This window comes from Coprococcus intestinalis (assembly GCF_023656595.1).
In the GTDB taxonomy this organism is placed as follows: domain Bacteria; phylum Bacillota; class Clostridia; order Lachnospirales; family Lachnospiraceae; genus Coprococcus_A; species Coprococcus_A intestinihominis.
In genome coordinates, this window is the sequence record NZ_JAMOKJ010000001.1 from 202518 (window position 1) to 217473 (window position 14956).

Sequence of the window (14956 nt, forward strand, 5' to 3'; positions counted from 1 at the left end):
TTCTCCTCTATCTATACCATCGCAGCCTGAAGTCTCAGCCGCTCTGTCTGCTGTACCGGTGCTTTAGTACACGCAACCATAAACATCGGTGTAGAACCATTATTCACTTTTTCAGCCTCACACCAGACACGCTGCCACACCTTTTCATCCAACTGTATCTGTATACCATTTAATTGTTTAAGAATCTGACGATCCCATTCCGGACGCTGAATGTGACTAAGCGGCACCTGACGTGCAATTGCCTCCATTGCTTCAATGTCCGTACACGTATAATCATCATGCATTCCAAGACTGCTGACCTTATTGCGATCCGCCTCATATGCAGCTCTTTTCTCTTCATCAAATAAATGATGATACCAATTGGCATCAAAATTCAAAAGAACGCCGCCAGGCTTCAAAACACGCATCCATTCATAGTATGCCCTATCCGGATGTTCCAGATTCCATGTTACATTTCGGCTGACAATCATATCAAATGTATTATCAGCGAACCGAAGCGCCTGTGCATCCATCTGATACCATTCGATTTTATCTGCCAGGATACCGGCATTATTCTTTGCTTTTTTCAGCATTTCTTCTGTATAATCAATAGCTGTCACCTGATAGCCGGCTCTTGATAAGATAATTGAAAAAAAACCCGGTCCTGTTCCTATATCCAGAATTCTTATCCCTTTTCTTTCCACTTTTGGCATATGTTCTTCAATGACCGACAACCAGACCGGCCATTTTTCACCTGCCAGTTCTTCAAGATTCACCTGTGAATAGCCTTCTGCACGATTTGTCCAATACTTTTCAATATTCTTTAATAATTCATCCTTCTTCATCGACTTCCCCTTCAATTACGCCTCTACATAAAATTAAAGTATCTGTTCAGAGCTAACCTCCAAAATGCTACGCATTTTATACCTGCTTTTTGAAATTTTGCTTGGCTCTGAACAGTTACAAATTAAATAATGTTGTATTTACAAACGTAAAAAGCTCCTGTCCAAAAGGACAGGAGCTTCATACTCCACTATCATACACTGCCTGTGCATATATCTGTTAAAATAAATATACTGGTAACTGTTCAAAGCTAACCTCCAAAATGCTACGCATTTCGTCGGTGTGGCGTATCCGCCAAATAATTATTCGTATGCGTACTTCATATACGCTAGTTCATATAAATATTTTACTGGAAATCACATGCTGTGTCAATACATTTATATCTTCTGGCTATACATCAAATGCATAAATCTATGCTATTTCGCTGTTTCTTCAGTCTGCTGAGTCTCTGTCCCGGATTCCAGAACCGTCTCCAATGCCTCCGCAGGCTCCTCGCCTTTAACCGACACCTCAATCTCAATAGAATCCAACATCTCTGACAGTTTCTTGCTGGCACTCTCAGCGACAACTTCTTTACTGCTTTCAGCTGCTGCCTCTGTACCTTTGACTGTTTCTTCCGTCTCCCGAACGTTCTCAGTCTCTGCAGTATCTTCACTCTCTCCGGTCGCTTCTGTCTCTCTGAAATTCTTGTTCTCTTCAAACCACTGGACTTCAAAGAGCAATGCATCACCATTGGCCAGTTCCACCAGATACTGATTATGATACTTAAGATTCTTGCCGCCATCCACTTCTTCTGTTGTCGGCTGGCAAACTGCACTGTAAGCCTTGACTCCGATGGTTGTCTGCTGTACAGAATTGTTGAAAATCTGGTCCATCACCGTCTGGATGTCTTCATTCTTGATCTTCATGGCCGCGAAGAAAACCGGCTTTGAAGAAAATGTCTGTCCTCTCAGACCAATTTCATCATAATCTCCTGTGCGATTATATTCAAATACGGTGTCATCATAAATCACACTGTAACCCAGGCTGCTCTCAAACACTTTCTTGTTCTGTGTACTGCCTTCTGTGACTTTATCTGATTCCACACTTTCACGCACAGTTTCCGGATTTGTCTCCGTCTCCTGTACAGTCTCTGTCAATTTCTCTGAATCGGATGATGTCTGCGTATCTGCATTGCCGGTATATATCTTCTCACACCCTGTCAAAGCCAAGAGCATTACCAGCAGCATAAATAACATGATTCTGGTATGTCTTCTCATATACTCCTCCTAATATATCTTACAGACAAATGGAAAAGCCAACCATCTGTCCTGTCTGTGTATCGAATATACAGCAGATTCCCGAAAACGTCAAGTCTTTAACAGGAATACGGGCATTATTTTAGAAGAAGTTTATACTTTGCCCTGTATCTAATAGTCACTGACGCTCTCTGACTCTGTCGTATCTGAGGATTCATCCTGCATGGAAAGCTTCACTCTGAGAATTCGGTAAATAGATTCATCCAGGCGATCCTCTGTGATATCTCCTTTCTTAACTGCCTTGAGTACGCCTTCGTAGGCTGCCTCCAAATCATCCGGTTCAAGCAGAAGATCAGCCCCGGCCTGAATAGCCTTCACCGCTGCATCCGCTGCACCGTAGTTCTTCACAATGGTCTTGTCGTTCAGATAATCTGTCATAACAATTCCCTTAAATCCAAGATCCTTGCGAAGGACCTCGCTGATCATCTTCTCAGACAACGAAGTCGGTGTATCATCACCTGTCACATTCGGCACAGAAATATGTCCCACCATAACAAAATCCATTCCCTGTGCAATGGCATTGCTGTACGGCAGGAATTCCTTCTTCTTCAGCTCATCCAGTGAACTGTTGATCACCGGAAAACCGGACATGTTCGAAGATGCTGCACCGTATCCCGGGAAATACTTCATAGCCGCATTCACATCTTCCTCCTGGATACCTCTTATAACCTCCAGTGCCATATCGGAAACCGTCTGGGCATCAGTGCCAAATGTACGATTGCCGATGCCGGTACTGTTGCCGGATAAAACATCCGCAACCGGTGCCAGATCAAGATTCAATCCATATGCTGACATCAGACTGCCGATGGACTTGCCTGCTTCATAGGCATTGGTACTGTCATCCTTGCGTCCGATTTCAGACATGGACGGTGCACCGCTATGTACCGAATTTGCTGATGATGACGAATAGTCACTGCCGTCATCACTGTAGCTGTTCTCGTAGTATTCATCCAGATTGTCATTATTGCCGAGAACAGATGCGCTTCCGCCCTCTTCGGCTGCTGCCAGGAAAAGCGGAAGGCCGGATATCTCTTCACTGTAAGACTGCAGATTATCTGTCATCGTACCAAACTGGCTTGAAGAATCAATATTATCCTTCGCAAACACAATACCGCCCACCGGATAATCCTGTAAAGCCTGATAGGTCATATCGCCCGCATACTGTACAGAATCCACACCGGTCAGTGTCTCCGGAGAAACAACAAATAACTGTGCCACCTTCTGCTCCAGTGTCATCTTGTCAATGATAGCCTTGATTGCTTCACTGTCACCGCCGGAATTACTCTTAAATGCCTGCCATGAATCACCGCCGTCTGCACTGTAGCTGATGGTCGTCTCATTGGTACCGAGATTCTCATTGACCACTGAACATACATAGACGATCTCATTCTCACTGATCATCTCCAAATGATTACTGCCATTTAAGTCAAACCATACATCCGCAGTACATTTATTCCATGTCTCACAGCCATCTTCAGTTTTATAGGCTTCATAGAATGCACTGTCCGTGCCTTCTCCCAGAGACTTCAGCAGATATCCATGCGCCTTATCATAAAAAATGACACTGATGTAGCTGTCACTGCCTTCTTCATAAAACGGATTGGTAAACTTGACCTTAAAATCTCTTCCTTCATATGTAATGGTCTTCATCTGCTTATTCATGCGAAGCAGCTCACCATCATACACCCAGTCCGCATCACTGTCTTTGGATGCCTCCGCTGCCTTTGTATCTTCTTTATCAGACAGACTCTCTTTCAGATCCGATAGTGTCGATTTCGCCGTACTGCTGTCAGACCCATGCCCCTTGATCATGAATACACCCAGTACAGCAATCAGAATAATCAAAATAGTTGTTGTCACTGCAACAAGCTTTTTCATTCTTTCCCCTCCTGTCATAATGTACATAGGAAAATAATACCATAATCATTACAGGAAAAACAGCTGAATTTTACAAAAAAGTATAAAATTCAGCTGTTTTTGAATATGATCTAAATAATAAGCAAAAGGACATAAACCACTGCGCTGGCAGAAATGGCAACGGTAAACAAACTGCCTCCCGCAAGTGCCGCAATCACACCGGCCACTACACCGGCTGCCGCTGCCGGAATACAGTCCACTGCAAAAAACACAGCCGGGAAAGTCATCGCTGCAAGCACCGCATATGGAATATAGGTCAGAAACGACCGTACAAAACGATTGGTGATCTTCTTCTTGAAAACGACCAGCGGCAGGACACGTACAAGATATGTCACCGCAAACATGATAAAAAGATAAATCCAGTAATTATGCTGCATGTTCGGCCTCCTCTTCTTCTGACACCGGATAAAGCAGTGCGCCTACCGCGGATGCTGCCACCGCACAGATAATAATTGAAAATCCGTCTGTAATGAATGAAAATACCGGCACAAAATGGATGATGCAGCTCAGCAGTACCGCCACACATACAACCACAAGAATCGGATGTTCCTTCCGCATAGCAGGAATAATAATCGCCAGGAACATGCCATAGATCATAATGCCCAATGCGTTGCCGAGAGTTGTCGGCAAAATATTGCCGCAGATAGCCCCTACAAGGGTGCCGCCTGTCCATCCGATATACGGAAGAACGGCCAGACCAGTCATATACGCAGGTGTTACAGTCTTATTCCGGCTCATAGCCACCGCAAAAATCTCGTCCGTATTGCAGTGACCCAGGATCAGCTGCTGCCACCGCTTAAATGTAGGATCCAGCTTCTGTGACAAAGAAATACTCATCAGCGCATACCGCATATTGATGACCAGTTCCGTCACCATCATTTCAACATAGGACCCCGATGCCGCTATAATCCCGATCCCCGCAAACTGTCCGGATGATGTCAGGTTCGTCAGCGAGATCAACACGGCTTCCCACCAGCTGATGCCCGAAGCAACCGCTGTCAGTCCAAATGAAAAAGAGACTGAGAAATAACCAATTGCAATCGCAATGCCATCTCTCAGTCCTCTCTTAAATGCCATCAAATTCATATCTGCAATCCTCTTTCCCAAAATTCCGTGATATCTTTACACCGTTTTGTAACAGAAAGCCCGGCCTGACAAAGTTAATAAAAATTAACTGTATTGAGGGAACGTCAGTCCGGGCGGTGAATAATTCATCACATACTACATTTATTTTAAACCATTTTCCAAAATTTGCATAATTCCCAAAAAATATAGCTTGCTATAGTCATCAGCTATAGCAAGCTCCTATTATTACGGCAACAGCATCTGCCGCTATTCGATCAGATATTTTTTTAAAAATTCGAGGTATTTACGGCCGATCTCGCTCCGGACCGAATCTTTCATTGCGATCGCCCCGATATGGATCGTCTCATCCAACGCCAACGGCTTACAGATCAGATCCCCGCCGCCCAATTCTTCAATATAAATACCTGCACTCGGTGTATAGCCGTTCAGGCCGAGAATCAGGTTAAAACATGTTGCCCTGTCCGTCACACGAATGGACTTCTTATGCTGAAATGTACTGAGGACCTCTTCCGCAAAATAAAAAGAATTGCTCTCGCCCTGTTCAAAATAAATATACGGATAAGGTTCCAGATCCTCCATCCGGATCAGATCCCGATCTGCCAGGGGATGTCTCGCTGAAATAAAAATGTAGGGCTTCGTTGTATACATCTCCGTAAAAGTCAGATTATACTCCTTCAAAGTCCGCATAATGACCTTCTTGTTGAAATCTGCCAGATACAGGATTCCCAACTCACTTCGACCATTTTTGACATCCTCTATAATGTCATATGTCTTCTTCTCCGAAAGTGCCAGATCATACTCATCCGGCCCATATTCCTGCACCAGATCAATAAATGCCCTGACCGCAAAGTTATAATGTTGGGCAGATATATGAAAATACTGCTTTTCCGGCTCCTTATTGAGGTACTTGTCCTCAAGCAGTACAACCTGCTCAATGACCTGCCTTGCATACCTGAGAAATTCTTCTCCTTTATTCGTCACACGGATGCCTTTATTATTGCGGATAAACAACTGAATTCCCAGATCATTCTCCAGATCATGCATGGCATTGGTCAGGCTGGGCTGTGAAATATACAGCACCTTTGCCGCCTCATTAATGCTCCCTTTCTCGGCAATGGCAATGACATATTTTAACTGCTGCAGTGTCATTTTATTTCCTCATCCGTCTCTTCAGCTTTACCATCCACATAATATTCAGATGCCTTTTTAGAAACATAAATGGTTGTAATGAGGTCTGTCACACCGCTGAAAAGGAATCCGATGCCCACAAGACGCATCAGCCATGCCACGGTTGAAAACGGATTCAGTATGACAATTAAACCGATAAAAATATTCACCGCTGATGTCAGACCGATCCGCACCCATGTATCAAATCCCATTCGTTTCAGATCGAAAGCATGCTGCAGTTTCAGAATACCGCTGAGGACAACACCGATTCCCAGAACAACGGGCAAAACAGAAACTACAAGTTCCGATTTCACACAAATAAAAATACCGATGCAGACAATCACCAGTCCTTTGATCAGATCATTATTGCCCGCTGCCAGTTCCTTCCTCAGAAAATAACCGATCAGGAAAAACGCACCAATCATGATCACCAGAATACCGATCACATTGGCAATCGTGACCAGCGTCAGTTCCGGCATCAACAATAAAACAAGCCCGCAGATCAGCAGGGCCACTGCACCGCCAATCTCCTGTACTTTCCAGTTCTTCAACACATTTATCACTCCTCAATATTTTGCTTTTATTCTTTGCGCGGATATTCCTGCTGATAATCATCAAACATCTTTGACTTGCTTCGAAGCTCCAGGCCCCTGATGATCAGCTGCCTGATCAAATCATAAATAACCGCAAAAACAGGCACGCCAATGATCATACCGACAAAACCGAATAATCCACCGAAAAGCAGAATAGAGAAAAGCACCCAGATACCAGATAATCCCGTACTGCTTCCAAGAATCTTCGGCCCGATGATATTGCCGTCCACCTGCTGCAAAATCACAATAAAAATAACAAACATCAGACAGGACATTGGACTAACCGTCAGCAAAATGATCGCCGATGGAATAGCGCCGATGTATGGTCCAAAAAACGGAATGATATTCGTCACACCGACAATGACACTGATGAGGATCGCATAAGGCAGCCCCATGATCATCATTCCAATATAACAGATACCGCCGATAATAGCTGAATCCAGCAGCTTACCGCCAATAAATCCCGAAAAGACTCTGTCCGCAAAACGTATCTCTTCAATAATCTTATCCGCCCAACGCTCCTTAAACAGACTGTACAACAACAGTTTGCCCTGTTTTTTGAATTTTCTGCGTCCATACAAAAGATAAATAGCCACCACCAGACCAATGAACAGATCCATAAAAATTCCTGCCATATTGATCATACTGTCAGATAAACCGGTGAGGATCATATTCATATACGGAAGAATACTCTCCTTTAACCATCCTGAAAGGGACTCTGTGCCTGCATCTGACAACTGCATAATATAATTCCGGATCACTTCATTGCCTTCAAACAGATGATCCACCATATGACTGATACTCTCGATCATCTCCGGCAGTGACCGTGCGATCCTTGCCACACTCAGTGCCAACTGCGGAAGCAGCATAGCCAGGACTGCATAGATGACCACCAGACCTGTCACAATACTTCCGATCACACTCACTGTACCGATCAGCTTCTGCCGCTTCGGATGCCAGTGTTTGTTCAAAAAACGCTCGTAGGTATTACACAGCGGCTTCAGAACATAGGCAATGCCTGCACCATATATAAACGGCATCAGTATATTCAATATCTTGCCGATCAGACTTCGCAGTGCATCCATTCTGAATAATATAAAGAAGAACAGAATACTCAATGCCGCTGTACAGAATACGGCCAGTATCATTGCCAGATATTTTTTAAATTCTTCTTTCAACAAATTACCTCTTCTTTCTTATAAATGCATCCATTGGATCTGACGGATCTCCACACCGCTGGATCTCGCATAAAGCAGCGCATCCTTCGTACCGCTTGGTCCTTTGCTGTCATCGTCATAGACAATGATCATCCGCTCACTGGCATCCACCATATAGCAGTCCCGCAAAATATAATCCGCTGCCTCATCCGCACCATCTGATACAGCCGTCACACGATCCGCGGCTTCCTCAATGGCCCGAAGTCTCCGACCATAATCATTCTGCAAATGTTTGTTATAATCCGCAAAGGGCTTCGCAAGCTCCAAGTTAATCTCCGGATTCGTTTTCTTTTTCTCCAATACAATCTCAGCGGCCCATGTGTCAACACCATCAGCGCCGCCGACAATAAAATAAAAGAATCCGTCCGCTACAGCCTTGTTGATTTCAGCTTCCAGGGCCGCTTTCAAATGTATACAGGCCGGATCAGACTCATTCTCTTTCCATGGAAAATAAAAAGGCCTGTGACCCGAAAAAGCACATCTTTTTGACATAACTAAAACCTCTCTTCATTGGTTCAGTATATATTACCCGAAGCAAATGCGCAATACTAAAAAGTGAAAACTGTTCACCGCCACCCCTGGAAACGCAAAAAAAGAGCCATCCGACGTTATATATAATCATCAGATGACCCTTCACTGGTGTTCTTCTGTACAGTACATTGGACTATACTCCTTTCTTCAGTTTCGGTTTAAAAAATTAAAATAAACTTTCTGGTGGTCCGTACCTCCTTCTTCACTTTTAGACACTTGGTATAAAGCTACTTAGAATTTTGGAATCAGTCCTTTCTACTCTCGTGAGTTATTTGTTAATTTCTTCTGTTGTTTTCTTTTTATGCTTTAATTATAGCATCATTTTTGCATTTGTCAATATATTTTGTGTAAATATTTTAATTTTCTGATTTTTTCAGTACCACCATGCTGATACCAAAAGGCACTTATTCAGACACCGGCAGCAAAATCTTCCAGCATCCGAGTAAGCGCCTTTATTCTAAAATCTTCTCCAACGTTCTTCTCTGTATTTGCCCTGCTCTTCTACCTGTCGCAGATACGCCATCATAGACGGAATATCCTCATTCAATGTTCCTTTCAGGATAACATAATTCGATGCATGATTGGACCTGAAAACCGTACCCTCGGAATCCACATTCTGAAGAAACAATTTCATCTCTTCCACCACATCCTCCGGATTGAGAAGTTCCAGCTCCCCGGAAACAATCTTCGAATAAACCGGTGCCTGTGGATCGATCATCAATGTCAGGAATCCAACATAATCCGGCTTGATCGCGCTGATCAGGGAAGCCGATGCAATGGCGTGTTCTCTCAGCCGCTGCCGTCCGCCAAGGCCGGAAATCAATGTGGCCGAACAGAGAATACCGCATCTTTTCAGCTTCCTGCCCGCTTCGATCATCTCTTCCCTTGTCACACCCTTTTTGACATCTTTTAAGACCTGCGGATCACCGGACTCAATTCCCATATAAACCATATCAAGGCCTGCAGCTTTCAACTGCATCAGTTCTTTCTCAGACTTATGAAGAATATCCTGCGTCGTTCCGTAAGCAGTCACTCGCTCCAGATTCGGGAATTTCTCCCAGATATACGTCAGAATCTGTATCAGCATTTCCGTTTTCACAATCAATGCGTCACCGTCTGCCAGAAAAATCCTGCGAATATGGCCGCCATACAGCATCGCAGCCTCATCAAAATCCGCCAGTATATCTGCAAGGGGTCTGATCTTAAATTTCTTGTCTTTATACATCGTGCAGAATGTACAGGTGTTGTGGGCGCAGCCCACAGTTACCTGCACAATCAGACTGCGTGCCTCACTCGGTGGTCTGTAAACAGTTCCTTCATATTGCATGATGTGTCCTCCTGATTCTTCTTTAAATAGTTCGCATGCGTATTATTAAATACCAGTATATCTTTTATCCCAAAAATAATCAATAGGCAGATGCAAGTATTTCCCGAAAAACAAAAACGCCACGTACCTGATGACTCAAATACATGGCGTCTATAAAATCATGGATGGAGGTGGATTCGAACCACCGAAGCGTGTCGCAGCAGATTTACAGTCTGTCCCCTTTGGCCACTCGGGAATCCATCCATAAGTCATTTCTGACCGCTATCCATGATATCATATTTAATTTTAAAATTCAACCCCTAAAATTTCACCGTATATCCGTACCGCGTCAAAATAGCTATGCAACTATCCTTCCATCCGACATATTGCTTATCCGTTATCCGATATCCTTCAGGATAACAGCCGATGTCCTCGGCATCGCTACCATCAAATAGCCATCTGTTACAACATAAATATCCGGCACCTTTGTAAACGACTCTGCCACACTCATCAACTGCTGCTCCATGCGGCTTCCATCTGCCACACCAATCTGCCAAACCGGCACTGCCACATTCACTGTCTCCTGTGTATTATTGACAATGACTGCATACCGCTCATTCTTATCAAAACGGCCATAGCCCAATATTCCCCATGCTGTATAAAGCATTTTGTAGGAACCGGTACACAGTGCCGTGCTGCTTTTGTGAATTCGAATGGCTTCTTTGTGGAATTGCAGCATCTGCTTATCTTCATGACCCCACGGATAAGTTCTTCTATTGTCCGGATCCGTCCATCCGCAGACACCGGCCTCATCCCCATAATAAACAGTCGGTGCTCCCGGCCACGTCATCTGCATGATCACAGCCTCCCGCATAACAGCATCATGGATGCCTTCTTCAGCTGCCTTTGCCCCTTTGCTCTGAATTCTTCCAACCTGTCCATTGGTTCTTGTAAGGAATCTTGAATGATCGTGATTGGACAACTCATTCATGGCCACATAGAGAGAATCATACTCAAAGCGTGACATATGATGACTCATAGCACCTTCAAATGTCTCCGGATTACACAGCAGATCATCTCTTCTCTCATCACTGTGTTTTTCCACACCGGTCAGGAACCATGTGATCGGCTCCATAAATGCCTCATAGTTCATCACGGTATCCCATTCATCCCCTTCAAGCCATGAAGCCGGATCTGTATAATTTTCAGCCAGAATCAAGGCATTCGGATTTGCTTCTTTGACTGCTTTTCGGAAACGTTTCCAGAATAAATGATTATACTCCGGAGAATAACCGAGATCCGCCGCCACATCCAAACGCCAGCCATCCACATTGTAAGGCGGTGACACCCACTTCTGTCCGATTCTCAGAATATATTCACACAAACTTTCAGATTCTTCATAATTCAGCTTCGGCAGTGTATCATGCCCCCACCAGCCATCATAATCCTTATTATACGGCCATTTTTCTGAATGAAATTTGAAAAAGCTGCGATAAGGGCTCTTCTCATCCACATATGCCCCCGGCGCATAGCCCTCCTGTCCTTCATAAATCCGCTCTCTGTCCATCCATTTATTGAAAGAACCGCAGTGATTGAACACACCGTCCAGAATCACTTTCATGCCTCTGCGATGTACTTCCTCTACAAACTGAACAAAAAGTTCGTTGCTGGCTTCCAGATTCTTCTTATTGGTTACACGACGGATATAGCGGCTGGCATGACAATTGTCCATATCGCTTTTCTCCAGTACTTCTCCTGCATCATCAACAATTCTGCCAAAATGTGGATCAATATAATCATAATCCTGAATGTCATATTTATGATTGGATGGTGAAACAAAAATCGGATTCAGGTAAAGAACTTCAATCCCCAGATCCTGCAGATAATCCAGCTTGTGCATAATTCCCTGAAGATCGCCGCCATAGAAGTGACAGACATCCATGTCATGCGGATAAGCCTGCCAGTCCTTCTCCTGCTCTGAATGCAGCTTCACATAGCTATACTCCCGATCCAGCACATCATTTGTCGGATCTCCGTTACAGAACCGATCTGTAAAAATCTGATAAAAAACGGCACCTTTCGCCCAGTCTGGCGTCTTGAACTCCGGATAGAAATTGAAGTTATAATAATCCTGCACACCGTCCATCACACCGCGTTTATTGTACACAGCTGTCCTTTTGCCTTCGTCAGTTTCCGCTCCGGTAACCGTAAAATAATAATTCGTGCCGCACTCCGGATAATGAAGCATCACTTCATAATAATCAAACCGACCTTCCGTAAAACATTTATGCATATCTGCTTTCATGCTGTCCGTCACAACCGTTACCAGTTCTGCATTATCCTTCGCCGTCCGAAAGCGCAGCCTGACACCATAACCGGTGCCGTCAGATGTATATAACCGATAAAAAGGAGTCCCATCCGCAAAGAACGCCTGTCTGTTCAAAATTTTATTCATTCCCTTGCTCCTGTCAAAAAAATTGGAGCGAAACTCATCCTTATTTTCGAGAAACAATAGGATGGGCAAATTCATGGCAGGCACACTCGCGTTGCCCGACGCTGACAGCAGTACATAAGGCACTAAAAAACAGTGCCTAAGTACTGGTCGCATCGGAAGCACCTTCCATGAATTTGCCCATCCTATTGTTTCATCCAAGAATACTGAGAATTTCGCAGATATTGATAGCAACCGTTCAAATATAATATCCATATTGCCTCATATTTATCAACAATTTCATACTACCTCACTTATCTTTAAACAGCCGCAAAATTATTTCTATTGTATAGTAAATTAAATGGTTTTTCAACCTTCTACTACATTGTATACACACAAACTATGAAAATATGTATCCTTTAATTCTAAAATTTTATCTGAAAATAGATAAAATGCAGCTCAAAAATGCTTCGGAAAAAAGCTTCGAAATACTCTTGAGCCGCATTTCATCTATTATTTTTTCTAATTTTGGGGGACAAAGAAAAAAGGACAGCTTCCGTTGCTGTCCTTTTGGAGAAGGTATTTTTGTTTATGGGGTGAAACAAAAACTTTATAATGTATTGGGGGGTTTACGTCTATTATAATACCATGCCCCCACTTAAAAGTGTTCACAAAGTTTTATTTATTCACCAAACCTTTTTATGCAAGTTACATAAAGCGCAATTTTTCATTTTCTGTTTTCTCTGGAAAAATTGCCTCAAATTCTTCTCTTGTTATCTTTTCTTTATCAATGAGCAGATTCGCGCATGCATGCAGCTCATCCAGATGCTCTGTAATGATACGTCTGGCTTCCTGATGGCAGCCATCAACGATACGTTTCACTTCCTGGTCGATCACAGCTGCAATGCCCTCACCATATGGCTTGGAATGGCCGATATCTCTGCCGATGAACACCTCATCACTGCCGCTTGTATAATTAATCAGACCAACTGCATCAGACATACCGTACTCTGTAACCATGGCACGTGCTGTCTCTGTTGCCGTCTTAATATCCTGGGAGGCACCCGTTGTAATATCATCAAAGATCAATTCTTCCGCGACACGTCCGCCCAGAGATACAACAATATCCTGCATCATCTTGCCCTTGGTATTGAACATATTGTCTCTTTCAGGCAGCGGCATTGTATAACCTGCTGCACCAATACCTGTCGGAATAATAGATACGGAATAAACCGGTCCTACATCCGGAAGCAGATGGAATAATAACGCATGTCCGGATTCATGATAAGCCGTAATCTTCTTCTCCTTGTCGGAAATAACACGGCTCTTCTTTTCTGCACCGATGCCGACTTTGACAAACGCCCGGCGAATATCATCCTGCACAATATATGCACGACTCTGTTTTGCCGCATAAATGGCTGCTTCATTCATCAGATTCTCAAGATCTGCACCTGTAAAACCTGCTGTTGTACGGGCAATCTGATCCAGATCCACATCATCCCCCAGCGGCTTGCCCTTGGCATGCACTTCAAGGATTTCACGACGTCCCTGAATATCCGGACGGCCAACGCCAACCTTACGGTCGAAACGGCCCGGACGAAGGATTGCCGGATCAAGAATATCCACACGGTTTGTAGCTGCCATAACAATGATGCCCTCATTGACACCAAAACCATCCATCTCTACAAGCAGCTGATTCAGTGTCTGCTCACGTTCATCGTGGCCGCCGCCGAGACCTGTTCCACGTTTTCTTGCTACCGCATCGATCTCATCAATAAAAACAATACACGGTGCGTTCTTCTTGGCATTTTCAAAAAGATCACGCACTCTGGATGCACCGACACCTACAAACATTTCCACAAAGTCCGAACCGGAGATACTGAAGAAAGGTACACCGGCTTCTCCGGCTACCGCCTTGGCCAGCAATGTCTTACCTGTTCCCGGAGGTCCCACAAGGATAACCCCCTTCGGAATACGTGCGCCGACTTTTGTATACTTCTCAGGGGACTTCAGGAAATCAACGATCTCCTGGAGATCTTCTTTCTCTTCCTGAAGACCTGCCACATCACGAAATGTTACATTGTGACTGCCGTCCTTTGTCATCTTCGCATGGCTCTTGCCGAAATCCGTCATTTTATTTCCGCCGCCGCTTTGCTGACTGTTGATAAAGGAGAACAGGAACCACAGAAAAATGCCGCCAAGCACTAACAGAGCACCGTTATTATAAAACCAGCCTTCTCGGTTAATGACATCTGTCTCTTTGTAGTCTGTATAATTCACAGATTCAAGCCATTCCTTGACCTGATTGACATCTGTGACATAAAAACTTTCCTCTTTGCTGCTGTTCTTCCACTCTACAGAGATCATACCTGTCGGTGTCTCCTTATTCGGTGAGATGACAACATCTTCAATCTGTTCTGCCTTAGTCTGTATATCCTGCTGGAAATCGCTGTACGAGTAATCACTGGTTGTCAGCAGGTTCCATCCCTCACTGACAATAATCCCAATGAATACACAGACAAGAACAACGACCCAGAGGCCAATTCCTCTTTTCTTATTATTCAATGTTACACTCCTCCTGTCACTTC

The 14956-nt window shown here is 44.0% G+C and carries 12 protein-coding genes and 1 tRNA gene; all 13 read right to left on the minus strand.

Translation table 11 applies throughout. The features are described from left to right. Positions 1–11 precede the first annotated feature (11 nt). The 13 genes from NBH03_RS00900 to ftsH all read right to left on the minus strand — a co-directional run bounded on the left by NBH03_RS00900 (position 12) and on the right by ftsH (position 14933). Positions 12–824: a class I SAM-dependent methyltransferase gene (locus tag NBH03_RS00900; protein ID WP_221717643.1), complete on the minus strand. Its 813-nt coding sequence runs from the start codon at positions 822–824 to the stop codon at positions 12–14. A 414-nt stretch (positions 825–1238) separates the two neighbouring features. Next, positions 1239–2081: a hypothetical protein gene (locus NBH03_RS00905; RefSeq protein ID WP_250795884.1), complete on the minus strand. Its 843-nt coding sequence runs from the start codon at positions 2079–2081 to the stop codon at positions 1239–1241. A gap of 150 nt (positions 2082–2231) precedes the next feature. Next, positions 2232–3998 carry a glycoside hydrolase family 3 N-terminal domain-containing protein gene (locus tag NBH03_RS00910; protein WP_250795894.1) on the minus strand — a complete coding sequence of 589 codons (1767 nt, stop codon included), beginning with the start codon at positions 3996–3998 and terminating at the stop codon, positions 2232–2234. A gap of 110 nt (positions 3999–4108) precedes the next feature. Further along, positions 4109–4414 carry an AzlD domain-containing protein gene (locus NBH03_RS00915; protein ID WP_250795902.1) on the minus strand — a complete coding sequence of 102 codons (306 nt, stop codon included), beginning with the start codon at positions 4412–4414 and terminating at the stop codon, positions 4109–4111. Then, positions 4404–5123, minus strand: coding sequence for an AzlC family ABC transporter permease (locus NBH03_RS00920; protein WP_250795907.1), 720 nt, complete (start codon positions 5121–5123; stop codon positions 4404–4406). Before NBH03_RS00920 ends, NBH03_RS00915 begins: the two co-directional genes overlap by 11 nt. A 246-nt stretch (positions 5124–5369) precedes the next feature. Then, positions 5370–6272 (minus strand): LysR family transcriptional regulator, encoded by a 903-nt coding sequence (locus NBH03_RS00925; protein ID WP_117526689.1) that lies wholly within the window; start codon positions 6270–6272, stop codon positions 5370–5372. Further along, positions 6269–6841, minus strand: a complete 573-nt coding sequence (locus NBH03_RS00930) for an HdeD family acid-resistance protein (RefSeq protein WP_250795916.1) — start codon at positions 6839–6841, stop codon at positions 6269–6271. The genes NBH03_RS00925 and NBH03_RS00930 overlap by 4 nt, the downstream gene beginning before the upstream one ends. Positions 6842–6870: 29 nt before the next feature. Then, positions 6871–8061 (minus strand): AI-2E family transporter, encoded by a 1191-nt coding sequence (locus tag NBH03_RS00935; protein WP_250795921.1) that lies wholly within the window; start codon positions 8059–8061, stop codon positions 6871–6873. A gap of 18 nt (positions 8062–8079) precedes the next feature. Continuing rightward, on the minus strand, positions 8080–8592 hold the full coding sequence (locus tag NBH03_RS00940; RefSeq protein ID WP_250795927.1) for an SLOG family protein: 513 nt from the start codon (positions 8590–8592) through the stop codon (positions 8080–8082). 496 nt (positions 8593–9088) lie between these two features. Further along, complete coding sequence (locus NBH03_RS00945) at positions 9089–9958, minus strand: radical SAM protein (RefSeq protein WP_250795935.1); 870 nt, start codon at positions 9956–9958, stop codon at positions 9089–9091. A 161-nt stretch (positions 9959–10119) separates the two neighbouring features. Then, positions 10120–10201: transfer RNA gene (locus NBH03_RS00950), tRNA-Tyr, on the minus strand. 133 nt (positions 10202–10334) lie between these two features. After that, the gene (locus tag NBH03_RS00955) at positions 10335–12392 is read right to left on the minus strand and encodes a glycoside hydrolase family 13 protein (protein WP_250795944.1); all 2058 of its coding nucleotides are present in this window, start codon (positions 12390–12392) and stop codon (positions 10335–10337) included. A gap of 684 nt (positions 12393–13076) precedes the next feature. Continuing rightward, a complete protein-coding gene (ftsH, locus tag NBH03_RS00960; protein WP_117541134.1) occupies positions 13077–14933 on the minus strand; it encodes an ATP-dependent zinc metalloprotease FtsH in 1857 nt (618 codons plus the stop codon). Positions 14934–14956 lie beyond the last annotated feature (23 nt).

What these genes read in the sequence shown, in the direction of transcription:
- NBH03_RS00910 (WP_250795894.1), bottom strand. Translation starts at nt 3,998, where the DNA reads ATGAAAAAGCTTGTTGCAGTGACAACAACTATTTTGATTATTCTGATT.
- NBH03_RS00900 (WP_221717643.1), bottom strand. Translation starts at nt 824, where the DNA reads ATGAAGAAGGATGAATTATTAAAGAATATTGAAAAGTATTGGACAAAT.
- NBH03_RS00905 (WP_250795884.1), bottom strand. Translation starts at nt 2,081, where the DNA reads ATGAGAAGACATACCAGAATCATGTTATTTATGCTGCTGGTAATGCTC.
- NBH03_RS00925 (WP_117526689.1), bottom strand. Translation starts at nt 6,272, where the DNA reads ATGACACTGCAGCAGTTAAAATATGTCATTGCCATTGCCGAGAAAGGG.
- NBH03_RS00920 (WP_250795907.1), bottom strand. Translation starts at nt 5,123, where the DNA reads ATGAATTTGATGGCATTTAAGAGAGGACTGAGAGATGGCATTGCGATT.
- NBH03_RS00955 (WP_250795944.1), bottom strand. Translation starts at nt 12,392, where the DNA reads ATGAATAAAATTTTGAACAGACAGGCGTTCTTTGCGGATGGGACTCCT.
- NBH03_RS00940 (WP_250795927.1), bottom strand. Translation starts at nt 8,592, where the DNA reads ATGTCAAAAAGATGTGCTTTTTCGGGTCACAGGCCTTTTTATTTTCCA.
- NBH03_RS00915 (WP_250795902.1), bottom strand. Translation starts at nt 4,414, where the DNA reads ATGCAGCATAATTACTGGATTTATCTTTTTATCATGTTTGCGGTGACA.
- NBH03_RS00945 (WP_250795935.1), bottom strand. Translation starts at nt 9,958, where the DNA reads ATGCAATATGAAGGAACTGTTTACAGACCACCGAGTGAGGCACGCAGT.